Genomic DNA, 20952 nt, shown 5'->3' with positions numbered 1-20952 from the left:
TCAGCTACGGCTCCGCCGGGCACCAGCTCTGCAGCAGCCGGAAGAACTCCTCCTCGTTGCCCGTCAGGCCCGCGTCCGCCAGCGCCTGTTCCGCCTCGGCGAGGACGGCGGGCGGGACGACGGGTGGTCGGCGGGAGCCGGGAGGACCGTCGAACGCGGCTCGTACGGTGTGCAACAGCCGCAGGTAGGCCTGGACGGCGGTGCGCTCGCGGTCGGTCAGTACGGCGGTGGGCATCGGTCGGCTCTCCCCGGTTCGGCGTCATCGCGTCACCCCCGCAGATGAGGGCGCACCACCAGCTTGCCGTCCACCACTGACAATGGGCTTCCGCTACGCACCCGTTCGTCCGCTTAGCGGAGGCGAAACCTCCCCGAAATCCCTTGTGGGAAAGCCGTCCTACGCTGGAAGCATGGCTGCCGGCCGCGCTCTCACTCGACCGGCGAACGCGTACAGGAACGGAGGCGAGTGCGTGGTCGACGTCCCGGGACGGCGCCCTGCGCGCGCCGTACGGCTGCGCCCGGTGGGCGATGGGGAGCTTGGGCTGCAGTACCGCGTCGTGCACGGCTATCGGCGCGCCTTCCGCATGGCGGGCGAAGGGCCGGCGCTGGTGCTGATCCACGGCATAGGGGACACCTCCGAGACTTGGGCCGAACTCATCCCCGACCTCGCTCGCACGCACACCGTGATCGCCCCCGACCTGCTCGGCCACGGCGCCTCGGACAAGCCGCGCGCGGACTACTCGGTGGCCGCGTACGCGAACGGCGTGCGCGATCTGCTCACCACACTGGGCATCGAGTCGGCGACGCTGCTAGGGCACTCGCTGGGCGGGGGAGTGGCGATGCAGTTCGCCTACCAGTTCCCTGAGCGCACGGAACGGCTGATCCTGGTCAGCGCCGGTGGGGTGGGCCGCGAGGTCAATCCCGTACTGCGGCTGGTCTCGCTGCCGGGCGCCCAACTGATGCTGTCGACGCTGCGGCTGCCGGGCATGCGGCTTCAAGTCGAGCTGGCAGTGGGCCTGATGAGGCTCCTGGACACCGATCTCGGCCAGGACGCGCGGGAACTGCTCACCCTCGTTGACGCCCTGCCCGACGCGACCTCGCGCAACGCCTTCATCCGTACCTTGCGGGCGGTCGTCGACTGGCGCGGGCAGGTGGTCACCATGCTGGACCGCTGCTATCTGACCGAGGGCATGCCGACCATGCTGCTGTGGGGCGACCGGGACAGCGTGGTGCCGGTGCGGCACGCGTACGGCGCGCACGAGAGCATGCCCGGCAGCCGACTGGAGATCTTCGAAGGGGCGGGCCACTTCCCGTTCCACGCCGACGCCGCTCGCTTCGTCGCCCTGGTCGAGGAGTTCACCAGCACCACGGACCCCGCCGACTGGAGCCGCGAGAACTGGCGTGAGCTGCTGCGGGCAGGTCGGCCCGGTACGGCGGCCGGTCAGCCGGACACGGCCAGGACGCGCTCGGTGGAACGGGATCTGCGGGAGGCGAGCGAACGCAGCGCGACCTAGCTCGACCCGAGGAGGCGCCGAGGTGCTGACGTGCCCTGGGTCAGCCCTGCGGCCCGAGATAACCGAGTGACGCCTCGATCCGCCCCGCCAGATGGTCCCGCTGTCCGCGCACCGAGGAAACCGCCAGCCACGTACGGCACTTGCTGGCCAGCAGCAGCCCGAAGGTCTCGGCCTCCTTCTCCTCGGCCTGGTCGAAGTGGCTGCGGGCGGCGACCTTCAGGATCGTCGAGTGCAGATCGGCGTCGTCGTCGAGGAGGCGGGCCGCCACGCTGGCGCCCTCGACGCTGTGGCTGCAGTGCCCGGCCTTCATGTGCCACAGCTCGTGGCCGAGGATCACCAGCTGGTGGTCGGGCGCGGTGCGTTCCTCGATCACGACGAGGTCCTGGTCGGCCATGTCGAGCCACAGTCCGCTGGCGGTGCCGGGCGGGAACGCGGCCGTACGGAAGTGGACGGGCCGGCCGCGGCGTCTGCTCATCGCGCCGCACAGGGCGCCGTACAGCTTCGCGGGCGGCGAGGGTGCGGGGAGCGTCAGCTCCGCGACCAACTCGCCGCACAGGCGGCGCATTTCCCTACCGATGCCCACAGTTCTCCCGTTTCTCCCCCCGGCTTTCCCCCCGGATCACGACTCGGGCCGCTTGACGCTTTCCAAGAGCATGTCCAGCCACTCCGCGACCTTGTCGCGATGCTGGTCGGTGGGCAGTTGGGCGGCCCGCCAGGCGATGCCGCGCACCCCGTGGTCCTGCAGCAGTCTCTCCAGCGGGTCCTCGGCGGCCTGGGCCGCCTCGCGCTCCGCGAGCTTCTGCAGCAGGTCCTGCTCGGTGCGCTGTAGTGCGCCCGCGAGCGCCTCGGGGTCCTCGGCCGTGAGGAATCCGGCGTGGACGCGGAAGAAGCGCTGGATGGCGTCGCAGTGCTCCATGGTGGGGCGCCGGTCGCCGTTGATGAGGGCTCCCGCCTGCTGCCGTGACATGCCCGCGCCGTCGGCGATCTCCTGCTGGGTGTACCTGCGGCCGTTCGGCTTGACGCGGGTGCGGCGCAGGAGGTCGAGTCGCTGCAGGAACCGGGCCTGTACGTCGGGCTCTCCCGCGGGGCGGCCGCTCAGCAGCGCCTTGACCACGGACTCCGGGACGCCGGACGCCACGGACAGCCGTCCGGTGCCGAAGACCTCCGCGTGCGGTACGCCGAGCCGGTCGGCGAGCGCGGTGACGCGAGCGACGACGGCCGGCAGCTCAGCCGTCGGTATGACGCCCGGACCCTCGATGCCATCCGTCACCGACAGATCTCCTAAAGCTCTCACAGGCTTCTCACAAGCGGTCGCGGTGAACTGGACGGAGATTACCGGGTAGTTCGAACTCACATCCAGGTCTCGCCACAACTGTGGCCAATTTCAGCCGTCAACAGGCACGGAATGCCACGATAGTTGACACCGCTCCGGCCCGGGCAGCAGGATCAAGGCGCCGCGTGAAGGCCGCATAGGCAAGAGGGGTGACCTCCCGATGGCATATCAGGCAGGTGGGCAGCGGTCCGTACCGCGGCCCGTCCCCGAGAGGCCCGAGGCCGAGGCGTATCTGCGGGACTACGCCACCCTCGTCGAAGCAGTGCCCTTCCCGTCCGTCATCGTCGACCACCGCTGGGACGTCGTTCTGGCGAACACCGCTTTCGCGTCACTTTTCCGCGGCGTGGGCCCGCATCCGACGGCCATGCCCGACGACAACTTCCTCAGGTTCGTGCTCTTCCACCCGGACGCGAGCACCGTCCTCGGCGACCACGAGTCCAGCTGGTGTCTGCCGATGCTGGCCCGCTTCGCGGCCGCAGTGGAGCGGCACGGTCACGACCACGGCGTGCAGGCCATCCGCCGGGAGATCGCCCAGGACCCGATCATGGAGGCCGCCTACCGGCAGGGCCTGCCGCACTGGATCCGCGCGGTCGGCGAGCGGGCGGCCGAACTGGACGGCGCCGTACGGCCGCTGCTGCACCCCGACCCGCGCTGGGGTGCCACCGACTGCCGGGTCGTCGACGAGACGCCCCGGACCCTCCAGGAGCTGGGCTACACCCGGCTGACGCTGGTCCTGCGCGAGGTGCGCCGCGACCGGCCCAGGGTGCGCGGCGCCCGATCCGCCGCGGGCCACCTGCGCGTGGTGCCCGCCCCCGAGGACTGAACGGGGCACCGTCGGCGTTCAGGTCGCCGGCGGCGCCCCGTCAGCACGAATTCCGGTACGCAGACGTCGTCGCTCTGTTCCGTCGCAGGGTGGTGTGTGACATAGTACTGGCGTGAGCGAGCGACTGACCTGCGACGTCGTGGTCGTCGGAGCCGGAATGGTGGGCGCGGCCTGCGCCCTGTATGCGGCCCGGGCGGGCCTCGCCGTGATCCTCGTCGACCGTGGCCCGGTGGCCGGCGGCACCACCGGCGCCGGCGAGGGCAACCTCCTCGTCTCCGACAAGGAGCCGGGCCCCGAACTCGACCTCGCGCTGCTGTCCGGCCGTCTGTGGGGCGAGCTGGCGCAGGGCTTCGGGACGGCCGTCGAGTACGAGGCGAAGGGCGGCGTCGTCGTGGCCTCGTCCCCGGACGGGCTCGCGGCGCTGGAGCGGTTCGCCGACGGGCAGCGCGCCGCCGGAGTCATCGCCGAGCCGGTTGCGGGCGACCGCCTGTACGACCTCGAACCCCACCTGACCCCCGGCCTCCCGGGCGCCGTCCACTACCCCCAGGACTGCCAGGTGATGCCCGCCCTGGCCGCCGCCCACCTCGTGCGAGCCTCGGGCGCCCGCCTGCTCACCGGCCGGACGGTGACGGACGTCCTGCGCACGCGGGACGGTGCAGTACGCGGGATCCGCACCGACAAGGGCGACATCCACGCCCCGGCCGTCGTCAACGCGGCCGGCACCTGGGGCGGCGAACTCGCCGCACGCGCGGGCGCCCACCTCCCCGTCCTGCCGAGACGCGGCTTCGTCCTCGTCACCGAACCGCTGCCGCGCCTGGTCCGCCACAAGGTGTACGCCGCCGACTATGTGGCCGACGTCGCCAGCGACTCGGCCGCGCTGCAGACCTCCCCCGTCGTCGAGGGCACGGCGGCGGGACCGATCCTGATCGGCGCGAGCCGGGAGCGCGTCGGCTTCGACCGGACCTTCTCCCTGCCCGTCGTACGGGCGCTGGCGGCGGGCGCGACGCGGCTGTTCCCGTTCCTCGCCGACGTTCACGCCATGCGCGCCTACCTGGGTTTCCGCCCCTACATGCCCGATCACCTGCCCGCCGTCGGCCCCGATCCCCGGGTGCCGGGCCTGCATCATGCCTGCGGCCACGAGGGCGCCGGCATCGGACTGGCCACCGGCACCGGCCACTTGATCGCACAGGTCCTGACCGAGAAGACCCCCGACCTCGACCTGACGCCGTTCCGCCCCGACCGCTTCGCCGAGGAGGCCGCGTGAGAACCCCTCTGGAACTCGCCGACGCCCGGCCGGGACCGGCCTTCACGGTCACCCTGGACGGCCGCGAGATCGAGGCACTGCCCGGGCAGACGGTCGCCGCCGCGCTCTGGGCGGCCGGGATCACCTCCTGGCGGAGCACCCGGGGCGCGGGCCGCCCCCGTGGCGTCTTCTGTGGCATCGGCGTCTGCTTCGACTGCCTCGTCACCGTCAACGACCGCCCGAACCAGCGGGCCTGTCTGCTGCCGCTGCACCCGGGCGACAGCATCCGGACGCAGGAGGGGACGGGCCACGATGACTGATCTCGCGGTGATCGGCGCGGGTCCGGCAGGCCTCGCCGCGGCCCTGGCGGCCGCGGCACAGGGCGTACGGGTCGCGCTCGTCGACTCGGCGGCGGAAGCGGGCGGGCAGTTCTACCGTCAGCCCGCCCCCGCACTCCGGGCCCGGCGCCCGCAGTCCCTGCACCACCAGTGGCGCACCTGGGAGCGGCTGCGGGACGGTCTGGCCCGCAGCGACATCCGCTTCCTGACGGGACATCACGTCTGGGGTGTGGAACGGGACTCCGGCGGCTTCACCGTGCACGCGCTGCTCGGCCCCGAGCAGCGGGAGCCGGCCAGGGTGCACGCGCGCGCCGTACTCCTCGCCACCGGCGGTTACGAGCGGGTGCTGCCCTTCCCCGGCTGGACCCTGCCCGGTGTCGTCACCGCCGGTGGTGCGCAGGCGATGCTCAAGGGCGGGCTCGTCGTGCCGGGGCGCACTACGGTCGTCGCCGGGACCGGGCCGCTGCTGCTGCCCGTGGCGACCGGACTGGCCGCTGCGGGCGTCGAGATCGCGGCGCTCGTCGAGGCGGCAGGCCCCAAGTCCCTCGTACGGCACGGTCGGGCGCTGGCCGCCAAGCTGCCCGAGGGCGCCGGATACGCGGCCCGCCTCCTGCGCCACCGCGTCCGACTCCTCGCCCGGCACACGGTCGTCCGCGCCCACGGCGACGACCGGCTCACCGGGGTCACCGTCGCCGCCCTCGACGCCGACGGGCGCGTCCGGCCCGGCACCGAGCGGCACCTGCCCTGCGACACCCTCGCCGTCGGGCACGGCATGCTCCCGCACACCGACCTCGCCGAGACCCTCGGCTGCCGCCTGGACGGGCTGACAGTCGCCGTCGACGACGAGCAGCGCACGGACGTGCCCGGCGTGTGGGCGGCGGGGGAGTCCACCGGCATCGGCGGCTCGGCACTCGCCCTGGCCGAGGGCCACATCGCCGGACTCTCCGCCGCCGCACGGCTGAAGGGCACCGAACCCGACCCGGCCCGGTGGGCAGGGGCCGTCAAGTCCCGTACCGGACTTCGCGGGATCGCCGCCGCCCTCGACGCCGCGTACCCGCCGCCCGCGCACTGGAGCGACCAGGTCACCGACGACACCCTCGTCTGCCGCTGCGAGGAGGTCACCGCCGGTGCCGTCCGCGAGGCCGTGGACGCACTCGGGGCGGGCGACGTCCGCACCGTGAAACTGCTGACCCGCGCCGGAATGGGCTGGTGCCAGGGACGCGTGTGCGGGCCGGCGGTCGCCGGGCTCGCCGGATGCGAACTCGCCCCGTCCCGGCGGCCGTTCGCACGTCCCGTGCCGCTCGGCGTACTCGCCCGGCAACACGACAACGCCACTCGGAGAGGAACCTCATGACCGACCACCGTCCCTGGCGCGGAGTTCTCGTCGCCACCGCGCTCCCGCTCGACGACGACCTCCGCGTCGACCACGGCAAGTACGCCGACCACTGCGCCTGGCTGGTCGAGAACGGCTGTGACGGCGTCGTACCGAACGGCTCCCTCGGGGAGTACCAGGTCCTCACACCCGAAGAGCGCGCGAAGGTCGTTCGGACGGCCGTCGCCGCGATCGGTGGCTCCCGGGTGATGCCGGGTGTGGCCGCCTACGGCTCGGCCGAGTCCCGCCGCTGGGCCGAGCAGGCCCGTGACGAGGGCTGCGAGTCCGTGATGCTGCTGCCGCCCAACGCCTACCGTGCCGACGAGCGGTCGGTGCTGTCGCACTACGCGGAGGTCGCCAAGGCCGGCATCCCGGTCGTGGCGTACAACAACCCCATCGACACCAAGGTCGACCTCGTACCCGAACTGCTCGCGAAGCTGCACGGCGAGGGGTACATCCAGGCGGTCAAGGAGTTCTCCGGCGACGTCCGGCGCGCTTACCAGCTCGCCGAACTCGCCTCGGAACTCGACCTGTTGGTCGGTGCCGACGACGTCCTGCTGGAGCTCGCGCTTGCCGGCGCCGAGGGGTGGGTCGCCGGCTACCCGAACGCGCTGCCGAGGTCCACGGTGGAGCTGTACCGCGCGGCCGTCGGCGGCGACCTCGCCACCGCCAAGCAGCTCTACGCGCAGCTGCACCCGCTGCTGCGCTGGGACTCCAAGGTCGAGTTCGTGCAGGCCATCAAGCTGTCCATGGACGTCGTCGGCCGCCACGGGGGACGCTGCCGGCCACCGCGGGTGCCACTGCTGCCGGAGCAGGAGGCGACGATCCGCGCCGCCACCGAGAAGGCCGTCGCCGCGGGGCTCGCGTAACCCGCCGAGGAGACCGATCATGCGCAGCAAACTCGTCCTGCACGCCGTCGACTCGCACACCGAGGGCATGCCCACCCGGGTGATCACCGGCGGCATCGGCACGGTCCCGGGGGCGACCATGAACGAGCGGCGCCTGTACTTCCGAGAACACCGCGACGACATCAAGCAGCTCCTGATGAACGAGCCGCGCGGCCACTCGGCGATGAGCGGCGCGATCCTCCAGCCGCCCACCCGTCCCGACTGCGACTGGGGCGTGATCTACATCGAGGTCTCCGGCTATCTGCCGATGTGCGGGCACGGCACGATCGGAGTGGTGACCGTGCTCGTCGAGACCGGCATGGTCGAGGTCGTCGAGCCGGTCACCAGGATCCGGCTCGACACCCCGGCGGGCCTGGTCGTCGCCGAGGTCGCGGTGGAGGACGGCGCCGCGAAGGCGGTCACCCTCCAGAACGTGCCGTCCTTCGCCGTCGCCCTCGACCGCAAGATCACCCTGGCGGACGGGCGCACGGTGACATACGACATGGCATACGGCGGCAACTTCTACGCCATCCTGCCGCTGGACCAGTTCGGGCTGCCCTTCGACCGGTCCCGCAAGGACGACATCCTGCAAGCCGGCCTCTCCCTCATGGCGGCGATCAACGCCGAGGCGGAGCCCGTGCACCCCGAGAACCCCTCCATCCGCGGCTGCCACCACGTCCACCTGATCGCCCCCGGCGCCAACGCCCGCCGCTCCCGGCACGCCATGGCGATCCACCCCGGCTGGTTCGACCGCTCACCCTGCGGCACGGGCACCAGCGCACGCATGGCGCAGTTGCACGCCCGCGGTGAACTCCCGCTGCACACCGAGTTCGTGAACGAGTCCTTCATCGGCACCCACTTCACCGGCCGCCTCCTCGGCACCACCGAGGTCGCGGGCCGGCCGGCCGTCCTGCCGAGCTTCACCGGCCGGGCCTGGATCACGGGCACGGCGCAGTATCTGCTCGATCCCTCCGACCCGTTCCCGGCCGGGTTCGTGCTCTGAGCGTCGACGATAATGTGCCGCGTACCGCGTGACATTGCACAGCTAGGAGAGTCATGACCGCCCAGCGCACCAGCGCCCCGCCCGCCGCAGCCGGCCCGGCGCTGCCCTCCCTGGGCGGCAAGAAGAGCAGCTACCGGGAGCGGGTCGCCGACGCCCTGCGCGCCGCGCTGATCGCCGGAGAGCTGCGCCCGGGCGAGGTGTACTCGGCGCCCACGCTCGCCGCCCGCTTCGGCGTCTCGGCGACCCCGGTGCGCGAGGCCATGCTGGACCTGGCCAAGGAGGGCCTGGTCGACACCGTCCCCAACAAGGGATTCCGGGTCACCGCCGTCTCCGAGAAACAGCTCGACGAGTACACCCACATCCGCGCGCTCATCGAGATCCCCACGGTGGTGGAACTGGCCAGGACCGCCGACAAGGTGTCCCTGGAGGCGCTGCGCCCCGCCGCCCGGGAGATCGTCCAGGCCGCGGTCTCCGGTGACCTCATCGCCTACGTCGAGGCCGACACCCGCTTCCACCTCGGCCTGCTCGCCCTCGCCGGCAACGCCCACCTCGTCGAGGTCGTCGGCGACCTCCGTAAGCGCTCCCGTCTCTACGGCCTCACCGCGCTCGTCCAAGCGGGTCGTCTGCTGGCCTCCGCCGAGGAACACCTCGAACTGCTCGACGCGTTGATCGCCCGCGACGAGAAGGCCGTGCGCGAAGTCATGACCCGCCACCTGGGACACGTGCGCGGACTCTGGGCGGCGAAGAAGTAGACGGCCGCCCATTGCGTCCCTTGACGCAAGCTACTTGCATTGCTTGCGCTATTCTTGCGTGCATGACGCGACGACTTGCGGAAGTGGCGAAGAAGGTCGGGGTCAGCGAGGCCACGGTCAGCCGGGTGCTCAACGACAAGCCCGGCGTCTCCGAGGCCACCCGGCAGGCAGTGCTCTCGGCTCTGGACGTCCTCGGCTACGAGCGGCCCACGCAACTGCGCGGGGAACGCGCCCGGCTCGTCGGCCTGGTCCTGCCCGAGCTGCAGAACCCGATCTTCCCCGCGTTCGCCGAAGTGATCGGCGGGGCGCTCGCCCAGCTCGGGCTGACGCCGGTGCTGTGCACGCAGACCAAGGGCGGGGTGTCCGAGGCCGACTATGTCGCGCTGCTGCTGCAACAGCAGGTCTCCGGCGTCGTCTTCGCCGGCGGGCTGTACGCCCAGGCCGACGCGCCGCACGACCACTACAAAGAGCTCGCCGACCGCAACATCCCGGTCGTGCTGGTCAACGCGGCCATCGAGCACCTGGGCTTTCCGGCCGTGTCCTGTGACGACGCCGTGGCCGTCGAGCAGGCCTGGCGGCATCTGGCCTCGCTGGGCCACGGGCGCATCGGGCTGGTGCTCGGGCCGGGCGACCATGTGCCGTCGGCGCGCAAACTGGCCGCCGCGCGGGGCGTCGCCGGGGAGCTGCCCGAGGAGCACGTGGCGCGGGCCATCTTCTCGATCGAGGGCGGTCATGCGGCCGCCTCCCGGCTGATCGACCGGGGCGTCACCGGCATCATCTGCGCCAGCGACCCGCTAGCGCTCGGGGCGGTCAGGGCCGCCCGTCGCAAGGGACTTGACGTACCGTCACAGATTTCCGTGGTCGGGTACGACGACTCGGCGTTCATGAACTGCACGGAGCCTCCCCTGACCACCGTCCGCCAGCCCATCGAGGCCATGGGCAGGGCCGCCGTGGAGCTGCTGAACGCGCAGATCGCGGGCACCGCCGTACCGGCCGAGGAGTTGCTCTTCGAGCCGGAACTGGTGGTGCGCGGGTCGACGGCGCAGGCTCCTCGCACCTGACATCCGCCCCTGCATCCGGCCTGTAGTTCCGGGCATCCATCCAGCTGTTAAAAAATTTCAAATCTCGCGCGACATCTTGCGGACCGATGTCGCCGGTGCTTGAGTGTGCGGCGCCCACCGCTCCTGCCCAGAGGGGTCCACCGATGAGAAGCACCGGGTTCCGCCGTACCTTTGCCGCGCTGAGCGTCTGCTCCCTCGCTCTGGCCGTCTCCGCCTGCGGGTCGAGCGACGACTCGGCGAGTGGAAAGACCCGCATCACGGTCAACTGCATGCCGCCCAAGAGCGCCAAGGTCGACCGCCAGTTCTTCGAGCAGGACATCGCGTCCTTCGAGAAGCAGAACCCGGGCATCGACGTCGTGGCCCATGACGCGTTCCCCTGCCAGGACCCGAAGACGTTCGACGCCAAGCTCGCCGGCGGGCAGATGGAGGACGTCTTCTACACGTACTTCACGGACGCCCGGCACGTCGTCGACATCAACCAGGCGGCCGATCTCACGCCGTACCTCAAGGAGTTGAAGAGCTACGAGACCATCCAGCAGCAGCTGCGCGACATCTACACCGTCGACGGCAAGGTCTACGGCATCCCGCGCACCGGCTACTCGATGGGCCTGATCTACAACAAGAAGCTCTTCACCGAGGCCGGTCTCGACCCCGAGAAGCCCCCGGCGACCTGGGAGGAGCTGCGCGCCGCGGCCAAGAAGATAGCCGGTCTCGGCAACGGCACCGTCGGATACGCCGACTACAGCGCCCAGAACCAGGGCGGCTGGCACTTCACCGCCGAGCTCTACTCCCAGGGCGGGGACGTGGTGAGCGCCGACGGCAAGCAGGCCACGATCGACACCCCCGAGGGCCGCGCCGTGCTGCAGAACCTGCACGACATGCGCTGGACCGACAACTCGATGGGCAGCAAGCAGCTCCTCGTCATCAACGACGTCCAGCAGATGATGGGCTCCGGCAAGCTCGGCATGTACCTCTCCGCCCCCGACAACATCCCGATCCTGGTCAAGGAGAAGGGCGGCAACTACAAGGACCTCGCCCTCGCTCCCATGCCCGGCGGCAAGGGCACGCTCATCGGCGGCGACGGCTACATGTTCAACAAGAAGGCCGACCCCGAGCAGATCCGCGCCGGACTGAAGTGGCTGGACCACATGTTCCTCACCCCCGGAGACGGCTTCCTCGGCGACTACGCCCGCGCCAAGAAGAACGAGGCCCCCGTCGGACTGCCCGAACCCCGTCTGTTCTCCGGTGCCGCCGACGCCAAGGACCAGCAGGTCAAGGAGGCCAACGCGAACGTCCCGGTGGAGAACTACCAGGCCTTCCTGGACGGCAACCAGAGCCTCGACATGAAGATCGAGCCGCCGAGCGCCCAGCAGATCTACTCCGTCCTCGACGGTGTCGTCTCGGCAGTCCTGACCAAGAAGGACGCCGACATCGACCAGCTCCTGAAGGACGCCTCGGGGAAGATCGACGGCATCCTGGCGCGAGGCTGACGGGCCATGACCAGGACGGCTCAGCGCCGGACCGTGGAGAAGGTCGCGGTCCGCCCGATGCAGGCGCCGCCCCCGGCAGGGGACCGGAGGCGGCGCCGCCTCACCGACCAGCTGCGTGCCTACGGCTTCCTCCTCGGCGGCCTGGTCTGCTTCGCCCTCTTCTCCTGGTACCCGGCGATCCGCGCCGTCGTGATCGCCTTCCAGAAGTACACGCCCGGCAGCGACCCCGAATGGGTCGGCACCGCCAACTTCACCCGCGTCTTCGCCGACCCGGAGTTCGCCGCGGCCTGGCGCAACACCCTCACCTTCACACTGCTCGCCCTGCTGATCGGCTTCGCGATCCCGTTCGTACTCGCCCTGGTCCTCAACGAGTTGCGGCACGCCAAGGCGTTCTTCCGGGTCGTGGTGTACCTGCCGGTGATGATCCCGCCGGTGGTCAGCGCCCTGCTGTGGAAGTGGTTCTACGACCCCGGCACCGGCCTCGCCAACGAGACGCTGCGCTTCCTGCACCTGCCTACCTCGAACTGGTCCAACGGCGCCGACACCGCGCTCATCTCCTTGGTGATCGTGGCCACTTGGGCCAACATGGGCGGCACCGTACTGATCTACCTGGCGGCGCTCCAGTCCATTCCGGGGGAGCTGTACGAGGCGGCCGAACTCGACGGCGCGAACCTGCTGCAGCGCATCCGCCACGTCACGATCCCGCAGACCCGCTTCGTCATCCTGATGCTGATGCTCCTTCAGATCATCGCCACGATGCAGGCCTTCACCGAACCGTTCGTGATCACCGGCGGCGGCCCCGAGAACGCCACGGTGACCGTCCTCTACCTGATCTACAAGTACGCCTTCCTCTACAACGACTTCGGCGGTGCCTGCGCCCTGAGCGTCCTGCTCCTCGCGCTCCTCGGCGCCTTCTCCGCCGTATACCTGCGTCTGACGCGCACCGAAGGGGAGGGCGCATGACCACCCGGACCCTCGTCTCCCCGGCCACCCTGGCCCGCCCGCGCGGCAGGGCCGTCTACTGGTCCGTCTTCACCGGCACCGTCCTGCTCTTCACGCTGGCCTTCCTCTTCCCCGTCTACTGGATGGCGACGGGCGCGATGAAGTCACCGGACGAGGTGGCGCGGACGCCGCCCACCGTCGTCCCCGAGCAGTGGCACCTCAGTGGGTACACGGACGCGTGGGACCTGATGCAGCTGCCGGCCCATCTGTGGAACACGGTGGTCCAGGCCGCCGGTGCCTGGGTGTTCCAGCTGGTGTTCTGCACGGCCGCCGCCTATGCGCTGTCCAGGCTGCGGCCGGTCTTCGGCAAGGTGGTCCTCGGCGGCATCCTCGCCACGCTGATGGTCCCAGCCCAGGCCCTGGTCGTGCCGAAGTACCTGACCGTGTCGGACCTCGGACTGCTCAACGACCCCCTGGCCATCTGGCTGCCGGCCGTCGCCAACGCCTTCAACCTCTATCTGCTGAAGCGGTTCTTCGACCAGCTCCCGCGCGATGTCCTGGAGGCCGCCGAGATCGACGGCGCGGGGAAGCTGCGCACCCTGTGGTCCATCGTGCTGCCGATGTCCCGGCCGGTCCTGGGGGTGGTCTCGATCTTCGCCCTGGTGGCCGTGTGGCAGGACTTCCTCTGGCCGCTGATGGTCTTCTCCGACACCGACAAGCAGCCGATCAGCGTCGCGCTCGTCCAGCTGTCGCAGAACATCCCGCTGACCGTGCTCATCGCCTCCATGGTGATCGCCAGCATCCCCATGGTCGCCATGTTCCTGGTCTTCCAGCGGCACATCATCGCCGGGATCGGCGCGGGCAGCAGCAAGGGCTGATGTCCCCAGGACGTCCTCCTCCCTCCCACAGAAAGGGCCGCACCGTGGCACAGCCCCGTCACGCCTCCCCGCAGTGGTGGCGTTCCGCCGTCATCTACCAGGTCTACGTCCGCAGCTTCGCGGACGGCGACGGCGACGGCACCGGTGACCTCGCGGGCGTCCGCGCCCGGCTGCCGTATCTCGCCGAACTCGGCGTGGACGCACTGTGGTTCACGCCCTGGTACGTCTCCCCGATGAAGGACGGCGGCTACGACGTCGCCGACTACCGCGCCATCGACCCGGCGTTCGGCACTCTCGCCGAGGCGGAGAAGCTCATCGCCGAGGCCCGGGAGCTGGGCATCCGCACCATCGTCGACATCGTGCCCAACCACGTCTCCGACCAGCACCCGTGGTTCCGCGCGGCCCTCGCCGGCGGCCCGGAGCGCGCCCTGTTCCACTTCCGCCCGGGACGCGGCCCGCACGGCGAACTCCCGCCCAACGACTGGCGGTCGGAGTTCGGCGGCCCCGCCTGGAGCAGGCTCCCCGACGGCGACTGGTATCTCCACCTCTTCGCCCCCGAGCAGCCCGACCTCGACTGGTCCCACCCGGCCGTGCGCCAGGAACACGAGGACATCCTGCGCTTCTGGTTCGAGCGCGGCGTCGCCGGTGTCCGCATCGACTCGGCCGCCCTCCTCGTCAAGGACCCCGGCCTGCCGGACTTCACCGAGGGCGAGTCCCCGCACCCGTACGTCGACCGCGACGAACTCCACGACGTCTACCGCTCCTGGCGCGCGATCGCCGACGAGTACGGCGGCATCTTCGTCGGCGAGGTCTGGCTTCCCGACACCGAACGATTCGCCCGCTACCTGCGCCCCGACGAACTCCACACCGCCTTCAACTTCTCGTTCATGACCTGCCCCTGGGACGCCGGGCGGCTGCGCGGGGCCATCGACGAGACGATCGCCGAGCACGCGCCCGTCGGCGCCCCCGCGACCTGGGTGCTGTGCAACCACGACGTGACCCGCACGGTCACCCGGTACGGCCGCGCCGACACCGGCTTCGACTTCGCCACCAAGGCCTTCGGCACCCCGACCGACCTCGCGCTCGGCACCCGCCGCGCCCGGGCGGGCGCGCTTCTGTCGCTGGCCCTGCCGGGAGCCGTCTACGTCTACCAGGGCGAGGAGCTCGGCCTGCCCGAGGCCGACATCCCCCTCGACCGCATCGAGGACCCCATGCACTCCCGCTCCGGCGGCGTCGACCCGGGCCGGGACGGCTGCCGGGTGCCTTTGCCGTGGGCCGCCGAGGCGCCGTACGCGGGCTTCGGCTCACGCGAGGAGCCGTGGCTGCCGCAGCCCGCCGACTGGGCGTCGTACGCCGCCGACCGTCAGGCGGCGGACCCCGGTTCGATGCTCGCCCTGTACCGCCGGGCGATCGAGCTCCGGGCGGCGTTCGGCGACGGCCCGCTGACCTGGCTGCCCGCACCCGACGGCGCGCTCGCCTTCGCCCGAGGGAGGGGCGCGACCTGCGTGGTGAACCTCGCGGACGCCCCCGCCGACCTGCCCGCCCACACCGAACTCCTGCTCGGCAGCGGTCCTTTGGACACCGAGGGGCGGCTGCCGAAGGACACCGCGGTCTGGCTGCGCGCCTGACACCGCGGCCCGCTCATCCCCGTACCCCCACCACGAAGGGATCAGCACATGCAGCAGCACACACTTAGGGCTGTCAGGCCCATGACAACAATGGCTTCGGCGGTCGTGGTCGTCGCCCTCGCCGGCGGTCTGCTCACCGCGATGGCCCCCGCCGCCCAGGCCGCGGCCGGCGCGACCCTCCCCTTCACCTCCGTCGAAGCCGAGTCCGCCACCACGACCGGCGCGAAGATCGGCCCCGACTACACGCAGGGCACCCTCGCCTCCGAGGCCTCCGGACGCCAGGCCGTACGCCTCACCGCAGGCCAGCGCGTCGAGTTCACGGTCCCGCGCGCCGCCAACGCCGTGAATGTCGCCTACAGCGTCCCCGACGGCCAGTCCGGCACCTTGGACGTGTACGTCAACGGTCAGAAGATCGCGAAGACCCTCGCGGTCACCTCGAAGTACTCCTACGTCGACACCGGCTGGATCCCGGGCGCCAAGACGCACCACTTCTACGACAACGCCCGCCTGCTGCTCGGCCAGAACGTGCAGGCGGGCGACAAGGTGGCTTTCCAGGCGACGGGCACCCAAGTGACCGTCGATGTCGCCGACTTCGAGCAGGCCGCGGCGCCCACGGGGCAGCCCGCCGGATCGGTGTCCGTCACCTCCAAGGGCGCCGACCCCAGCGGCCAGGGCGACTCGACGCAGGCCTTCCGCGAGGCCATCGCCGCCGCGCAGGGCGGGGTGGTGTGGATCCCGCCGGGCGAGTACCGGCTGACCTCGTCCCTGAACGGCGTACAGAACGTGACCCTCCAGGGTGCCGGGCACTGGCACTCGATCGTGCGCAGCTCCCGCTTCATCGACCAGTCCAGCTCGTCAGGGAAGGTCCACATCAAGGACTTCGCGGTGATCGGCGAGGTCACCGAACGGGTCGACTCCAACCCCGACAACTTCGTCAACGGCTCACTGGGAGCGGGGAGTTCGGTCTCGGGCATGTGGCTCCAGCACCTCAAGGTCGGCCTCTGGCTGCTGGGCAACAACGACAACCTCGTCGTCGAGAACAACCGCTTCCTCGACATGACCGCTGACGGACTCAACCTCAACGGCAACGCCCGCGGCGTCCGCGTCCGGCACAACTTCCTGCGCAACCAGGGCGACGACGCGCTCGCCATGTGGTCGCTGTACGCGCCGGACACCAACAGCAGCTTCGAGAACAACACGATCACCCAGCCGAACCTCGCCAACGGCATCGCGATCTACGGCGGCACCGACATCACGGTCAAGAACAACCTGATCTCCGACACCAACGCGCTGGGCAGCGGCATCGCGATCTCCAACCAGAAGTTCCTGGACCCCTTCCACCCGCTGGCCGGCACGATCACCGTCGACGGCAACACGCTGGTCCGCACGGGCGCGATGAACCCCAACTGGAACCATCCCATGGGCGCCCTGCGCGTCGACTCCTACGACAGCGCCATCGAGGCGAACGTCCGGATCACCAACACGACCATCACCGACAGCCCGTACAGCGCCTTCGAGTTCGTCTCGGGCAGCGGGCGGGGCTTCGCGGCCAAGAACATCACCGTCGAGGGCGCGACCGTGCGCAACGCGGGTACGGTCGTCGTCCAGGCCGAGGCCCCGGGAGCCGCCACCTTCCGCAACGTCACGGCCTCCGGCGTGGGCGCCGCCGGCATCTACAACTGCCCCTACCCGTCCGGCTCGGGCACCTTCACCCTCACCGACGGCGGCGGCAACTCCGGCTGGAGCAGCACCTGGTCCGACTGCTCGACCTGGCCGCAGCCCGGCCAGGGCAACCCCGACCCCGACCCGGCCCGCAACCTCGTCAAGGGCCGCCCGGCCTCGGCCACCGGCTCGCAGGACGTCTACACGCCCGGCAAGGCGGCCGACGGGGACGCGAACAGCTACTGGGAGTCCGCCAACAACGCCTTCCCGCAGTCATGGACGGCCGACCTCGGCGCCACCGAGGCGGTCCGCCGTCTGGTGCTGAAACTGCCGCCGCAGTCGGCCTGGCAGGCCCGCACCCAGACGCTGTCCGTCCAGGGCAGCACGGACGGGTCGACGTACTCGACCGTGGTCGCGGCCAAGGACTACCGCTTCGACCCGGCGACCGGCAACACGGTCACGGTCTCCCTGCCGAGCGGCACCAGCCTGCGCCACCTGAGGCTGCACATCACTGCCAACACGGGGTGGCCCGCTGCTCAGTTCAGCGAGGTGGAGGCGTATCTGTCCTGACCGCGTCCTGCACCACGCCCTGAGGTGTTCCGCGTTTCGCCGCCTGGATCTGCTCGTACACATGGGTACGCAGCTCGGCGAAGCGCGGATCCACCCGCGTGTGCAACTGGTCGCGTTCGGCGGGCAGATCGACCTTGAGCTGTTCCTGGACGACGGTGGGTGAGGCGGACAGGACGAGCACCCGCTCGCCCAGGTACACGGCCTCGTCGATGTCATGGGTGACGAACAGGATCGTGATGCCGCGCTCCCGCCACAGCCCCCGGACCAGATCCTCCAGATCGGCCCGCGTCTGCGCGTCCACCGCCGCGAACGGCTCGTCCATCAGCAGTACACGGGGCTCGTAGGCCAGCGCCCGGGCGATGGCGACCCGCTGCTGCATACCGCCCGACAGCTGCCACGGATACGCCTGGACGGCATCCGCCAGCCCGACCGACTCCAGCGCGTCCCGCACCAGCTCCCGCCGCCGTGGCTTGCTCAAGTCCTTCTGTTTCAGAGGTAGTTCGACGTTCTCGCCGACCCGCATCCAAGGGAAGAGGCTGCGCCCGTACTCCTGGAACACGAACGCCATCCCGGGCGGCGGCCCGGTTACCTTCCGCTGCTCCAGGTGCACCTCACCGGCCGTCGGCGTGAGCAGTCCGCCGATGCATTTCAGCAGCGTCGTCTTGCCGCAGCCCGACGGGCCGACCAGACACACCAGTTCGCCGGCGTCGACGGTGAAGGTGAGGTCGCGGACCGCCTCCACCCGCCGCCCCGACCCCTCGTAGACCTTGCGCAGGCCGGATACGGCAAGAAGCGCGTGCATGGACCGCCCTTTCACGAGGTTCACGGCGACCGCCGGGCCGAGGCGCGCAGACCGTGGTACCAGCCGAGCACCCGCCGCTCGACCAACTGGAAGACGACCGACAGCACGAAGCCGAGCAGGCCGAGCACGAGAATGCCGGTCCACATGTCCGGGATCGCGAAACCGCGCTGGAACTGGACGATGGTGAAGCCGAGCCCGTTGCTGGCGGCGAACATCTCGCTGATCACCATGAGGATGATGCCGATGGACAGGGCCTGGCGCAGGCCCGCGATGATCTGCGGACTGGCCGAGCGCAGGACAACCCTCCGCAGCCGCGCCACGCCCGTGATGCCGTACGACCGTGCCGTCTCCGCCAGCACCGGGTCCACCGCCCGCACGCCCTCGACCGTGTTGAGCAGGACCGGCCACACGCAGCCGCTCGCGATCACCGTGACCTTCATGGTGTCGCCGATGCCGGCGAACAGCATGATGACCGGCACCAGCACCGGTGGCGGCACCGCCCGCAGGAACTCCAGGACCGGCTCGCACACCGCACGCACCCGCCGGTAGGAGCCGATGACGGTACCGAGGGCCACGCCCACGACGGCCGCCAACGCGTAGCCGCCCGTCAGCCGCAGCACGCTGGGCAGGACGTCCGCACGCAGCCGCTGGGCCGTCCATACCTCCGGGAAGGCCTCCAGGATCGTCCGCAGGGGCGGCCAGTACACGTCCGTGCTGCCGGCCGAGGCCACCCACCAGACCGTGACCAGCACCGCCGGCAGCGCGCACACGAACACCAGCCGCAGCAGCACGCGCGTCACACCGCCACCTCCCCGCGTACCGACTGATGCCACGCCAGCGCACGCCGCTCCACCGTCCGCGCGCCCACATTGATCAGCAGCCCGAGCAGCCCGGTCACCACGATCAGCGCATACATCTCGGGCACGGCCTGCGAGGCCTGCGCCACCCCGATGAGCTTGCCCAACCCCGGTGCTCCGATGATGAGTTCGGCGGTGATGGCGAGGATCAGCGCGACGGCCGCCGCCAGCCGCACACCGGTCATGACGTACGGCAGCGCGGTCGGCCACAGCACATGCCGGACCCGCGCCCAGGTGCCGAGGCCGTACGACCGCGCCGTCTCGTCGGCGACGGGGTCGACGTCCTGGACGCCGTACAGGACCTGGATCAGCACCTGCCAGAACGAGGCGTAGACGACGAGCAGGAGTACCGAGCGCAGTTCGGTGCCGTACAGCAGTACCGCGAGCGGGATCAGGGCGACCGACGGGATCGGGCGCAGGAACTCGATCGTGGAGGCCGTCACCTCACGCAGATACGGCACGACCGAGACGACCACGCCCACCACGATGCCCGCGCAGGACGCGATCGCCAGGCCCAGCGCCCAGCCGGTGAGCGTGTCGCCGAGGGCGCTCCAGAAGGCCGAGTCGGTGACCTCGTCCGCGAGCGCCCCCGCGATGCGGCTGGTCGGCGGGAAGTAGGCCTCCTTGACCAGACCGAGCCGCGGCACCGCCTCGCCCAGGGCGAGGAAGGCCGCGAGGCCGGCCGCACCGAGTGCGACGTTCACGCCCTTCACGGCAGCAGGGCGTCCAGGTCGGGCGTCTTCTTGAAGAGGCCGTCCTCCTCGCCGAGCTTCATGAGGGCCTCGATGGAGGAACGGTTCGGCTCGGCCGGCCACTTCGGGAGGACGACCTGCTCCAGCACCGCCGCCGGGATCTTGGTGTACGTCGTGACGATCTGCCGGGCCTCGTCCGGGTGGGCCTCGGCGTAGGCGAGGGACTCGGCGGTGGCCTCCTGGAACTTCTTCACCACATCCGGGTTCTGCTGCGCGTACTGCGTGGAGGTGAAGTACATCGCGACGGTGAGTTCCGGCGCGACGTCGATCAACGGCGAGGCGATCTCGCGGCCGCCCTGGCTCCTGATGGTGGCGGTCGCCGGCTCGACCACGCACGCGGCGTCGATCTGGCCCTGGTCGAGGGCGGCGGGCATCTGGTCGAAGGCCATCTCGACGAGCTTCACCTTGTCCGGGTCGCCGCCCGCCTCACGCACCGCCTGCCGGACCGCGGTCTCGTTGATGTTCTTCAGGGTGTTGATGGCGACCTTCTTGCCCTCCAGCTCCTTCGCCGACTTCACGGGGCTGTCCTTCTTGACCATGAGGCCGTTGAAGTCCTTGCCCCGCACGCCGGTCGACGCGATGCCGTTGGCGACGGCCTTCACGGGGACACCGTTGGTCTGCGCGACCATCAGCGACGTCACGTTGCTGAACCCGAACTGGAACTGCCCGCTGACCACGCCGGGCACGATCGCCGCGCCGCCCTGAGCGGTCGTGAACTCCAGCTTGAGGCCGTGCTTTTCGAACAGCCCCTTCTGCTGGCCGAGATACAGCGGCGCGACATCGACGATCGGGATGACTCCGAGCTTGACGGTGGTGACTCCGCCGGACGACGCGCCCGCGTCCGGCGAACCGTCGTCGGACGAGCCACAGGCCGTCGCGACGAGCAGCAGGGCGCCGGCGGTGAGACCGGCCGACAGACGACGCATGGCTCCTCCTGTACAGACAACGGTGCAGCGGTGTTCCGACAGGTTGTGCGCAAGGCGCACAGTAGTGCGCGGGAATGCCCTGCGGGAAGGTAGAAGTCTCAACGGAGACAGGGCAATTGGCG

Annotated in this window: 21 protein-coding genes; 14 read left to right on the top strand and 7 right to left on the bottom strand. The window is 70.7% G+C overall.

From position 1 onward, the window contains the following. Positions 1 to 4 precede the first annotated feature (4 nt). Positions 5 to 235 (bottom strand): hypothetical protein, encoded by a 231-nt coding sequence (locus OHT51_RS06920; protein WP_328421058.1) that lies wholly within the window; start codon positions 233 to 235, stop codon positions 5 to 7. A gap of 232 nt (positions 236 to 467) precedes the next feature. Here OHT51_RS06920 and OHT51_RS06915 point away from each other — a divergent pair, with 232 nt between their 5' ends. Continuing rightward, positions 468 to 1511, top strand: a complete 1044-nt coding sequence (locus OHT51_RS06915) for an alpha/beta fold hydrolase (protein WP_328878005.1) — start codon at positions 468 to 470, stop codon at positions 1509 to 1511. 40 nt (positions 1512 to 1551) lie between these two features. Here OHT51_RS06915 and OHT51_RS06910 read toward each other — a convergent pair whose 3' ends face one another. Both OHT51_RS06910 and OHT51_RS06905 read right to left on the bottom strand, forming a co-directional pair. Beyond that, the gene (locus OHT51_RS06910; protein WP_328884260.1) at positions 1552 to 2076 is read right to left on the bottom strand and encodes a toxin-antitoxin system, toxin component; all 525 of its coding nucleotides are present in this window, start codon (positions 2074 to 2076) and stop codon (positions 1552 to 1554) included. Positions 2077 to 2130: 54 nt separating this feature from the next. Next, positions 2131 to 2781 carry a helix-turn-helix domain-containing protein gene (locus OHT51_RS06905; protein ID WP_328878004.1) on the bottom strand — a complete coding sequence of 217 codons (651 nt, stop codon included), beginning with the start codon at positions 2779 to 2781 and terminating at the stop codon, positions 2131 to 2133. 223 nt (positions 2782 to 3004) lie between these two features. On the opposite strand from OHT51_RS06905, the gene OHT51_RS06900 reads away from it, so the two are divergent. From OHT51_RS06900 to OHT51_RS06840, 13 genes are all read left to right on the top strand, one after another. Continuing rightward, on the top strand, positions 3005 to 3667 hold the full coding sequence (locus OHT51_RS06900) for an MmyB family transcriptional regulator (RefSeq protein ID WP_328878003.1): 663 nt from the start codon (positions 3005 to 3007) through the stop codon (positions 3665 to 3667). A gap of 112 nt (positions 3668 to 3779) precedes the next feature. Continuing rightward, entirely contained in the window at positions 3780 to 4931 is a 1152-nt protein-coding gene (locus OHT51_RS06895; RefSeq protein WP_328878002.1) for an NAD(P)/FAD-dependent oxidoreductase, read from the top strand. Next, entirely contained in the window at positions 4928 to 5230 is a 303-nt protein-coding gene (locus OHT51_RS06890) for a (2Fe-2S)-binding protein (protein WP_328878001.1), read from the top strand. The genes OHT51_RS06895 and OHT51_RS06890 overlap by 4 nt, the downstream gene beginning before the upstream one ends. After that, positions 5223 to 6602, top strand: coding sequence for an FAD-dependent oxidoreductase (locus tag OHT51_RS06885; RefSeq protein ID WP_328878000.1), 1380 nt, complete (start codon positions 5223 to 5225; stop codon positions 6600 to 6602). Before OHT51_RS06890 ends, OHT51_RS06885 begins: the two co-directional genes overlap by 8 nt. Continuing rightward, positions 6599 to 7489, top strand: coding sequence for a dihydrodipicolinate synthase family protein (locus OHT51_RS06880; RefSeq protein ID WP_328877999.1), 891 nt, complete (start codon positions 6599 to 6601; stop codon positions 7487 to 7489). The genes OHT51_RS06885 and OHT51_RS06880 overlap by 4 nt, the downstream gene beginning before the upstream one ends. 19 nt (positions 7490 to 7508) lie before the next feature. Next, complete coding sequence (locus tag OHT51_RS06875) at positions 7509 to 8510, top strand: proline racemase family protein (RefSeq protein ID WP_328877998.1); 1002 nt, start codon at positions 7509 to 7511, stop codon at positions 8508 to 8510. Positions 8511 to 8563: 53 nt separating this feature from the next. After that, a complete protein-coding gene (locus OHT51_RS06870; protein ID WP_328877997.1) occupies positions 8564 to 9262 on the top strand; it encodes a GntR family transcriptional regulator in 699 nt (232 codons plus the stop codon). A 62-nt stretch (positions 9263 to 9324) separates the two neighbouring features. After that, complete coding sequence (locus tag OHT51_RS06865; RefSeq protein ID WP_328877996.1) at positions 9325 to 10323, top strand: LacI family DNA-binding transcriptional regulator; 999 nt, start codon at positions 9325 to 9327, stop codon at positions 10321 to 10323. A gap of 143 nt (positions 10324 to 10466) precedes the next feature. After that, entirely contained in the window at positions 10467 to 11813 is a 1347-nt protein-coding gene (locus OHT51_RS06860) for an ABC transporter substrate-binding protein (RefSeq protein ID WP_328877995.1), read from the top strand. Between the two features lie 6 nt (positions 11814 to 11819). Next, positions 11820 to 12776 carry a carbohydrate ABC transporter permease gene (locus OHT51_RS06855; RefSeq protein ID WP_328877994.1) on the top strand — a complete coding sequence of 319 codons (957 nt, stop codon included), beginning with the start codon at positions 11820 to 11822 and terminating at the stop codon, positions 12774 to 12776. Beyond that, the gene (locus OHT51_RS06850) at positions 12773 to 13633 is read left to right on the top strand and encodes a carbohydrate ABC transporter permease (RefSeq protein ID WP_328877993.1); all 861 of its coding nucleotides are present in this window, start codon (positions 12773 to 12775) and stop codon (positions 13631 to 13633) included. Before OHT51_RS06855 ends, OHT51_RS06850 begins: the two co-directional genes overlap by 4 nt. 44 nt (positions 13634 to 13677) lie before the next feature. Continuing rightward, on the top strand, positions 13678 to 15261 hold the full coding sequence (locus tag OHT51_RS06845) for a glycoside hydrolase family 13 protein (protein ID WP_328877992.1): 1584 nt from the start codon (positions 13678 to 13680) through the stop codon (positions 15259 to 15261). A gap of 81 nt (positions 15262 to 15342) precedes the next feature. Continuing rightward, complete coding sequence (locus OHT51_RS06840; RefSeq protein ID WP_328877991.1) at positions 15343 to 17493, top strand: discoidin domain-containing protein; 2151 nt, start codon at positions 15343 to 15345, stop codon at positions 17491 to 17493. Here OHT51_RS06840 and OHT51_RS06835 read toward each other — a convergent pair. From OHT51_RS06835 to OHT51_RS06820, 4 genes are read right to left on the bottom strand one after another with little or no spacing between them, the layout of a single operon-like run. Next, positions 17465 to 18295, bottom strand: a complete 831-nt coding sequence (locus OHT51_RS06835) for an ABC transporter ATP-binding protein (RefSeq protein WP_328877990.1) — start codon at positions 18293 to 18295, stop codon at positions 17465 to 17467. The two genes, OHT51_RS06840 and OHT51_RS06835, sit on opposite strands and share 29 nt — an antisense overlap. A gap of 20 nt (positions 18296 to 18315) precedes the next feature. Then, entirely contained in the window at positions 18316 to 19095 is a 780-nt protein-coding gene (locus OHT51_RS06830) for an ABC transporter permease (RefSeq protein WP_328877989.1), read from the bottom strand. Then, positions 19092 to 19865, bottom strand: coding sequence for an ABC transporter permease (locus tag OHT51_RS06825; protein ID WP_328877988.1), 774 nt, complete (start codon positions 19863 to 19865; stop codon positions 19092 to 19094). The genes OHT51_RS06830 and OHT51_RS06825 overlap by 4 nt, the downstream gene beginning before the upstream one ends. After that, the gene (locus OHT51_RS06820) at positions 19862 to 20830 is read right to left on the bottom strand and encodes an ABC transporter substrate-binding protein (RefSeq protein WP_328877987.1); all 969 of its coding nucleotides are present in this window, start codon (positions 20828 to 20830) and stop codon (positions 19862 to 19864) included. Before OHT51_RS06820 ends, OHT51_RS06825 begins: the two co-directional genes overlap by 4 nt. Positions 20831 to 20952 lie beyond the last annotated feature (122 nt).

The organism is Streptomyces sp. NBC_00299 (genome assembly GCF_036173045.1).
Lineage (GTDB): Bacteria > Actinomycetota > Actinomycetes > Streptomycetales > Streptomycetaceae > Streptomyces > Streptomyces machairae.
The sequence above is the reverse complement of the archived record's forward strand: the minus strand, read 5'-3'. Positions and strand labels throughout refer to the sequence as shown.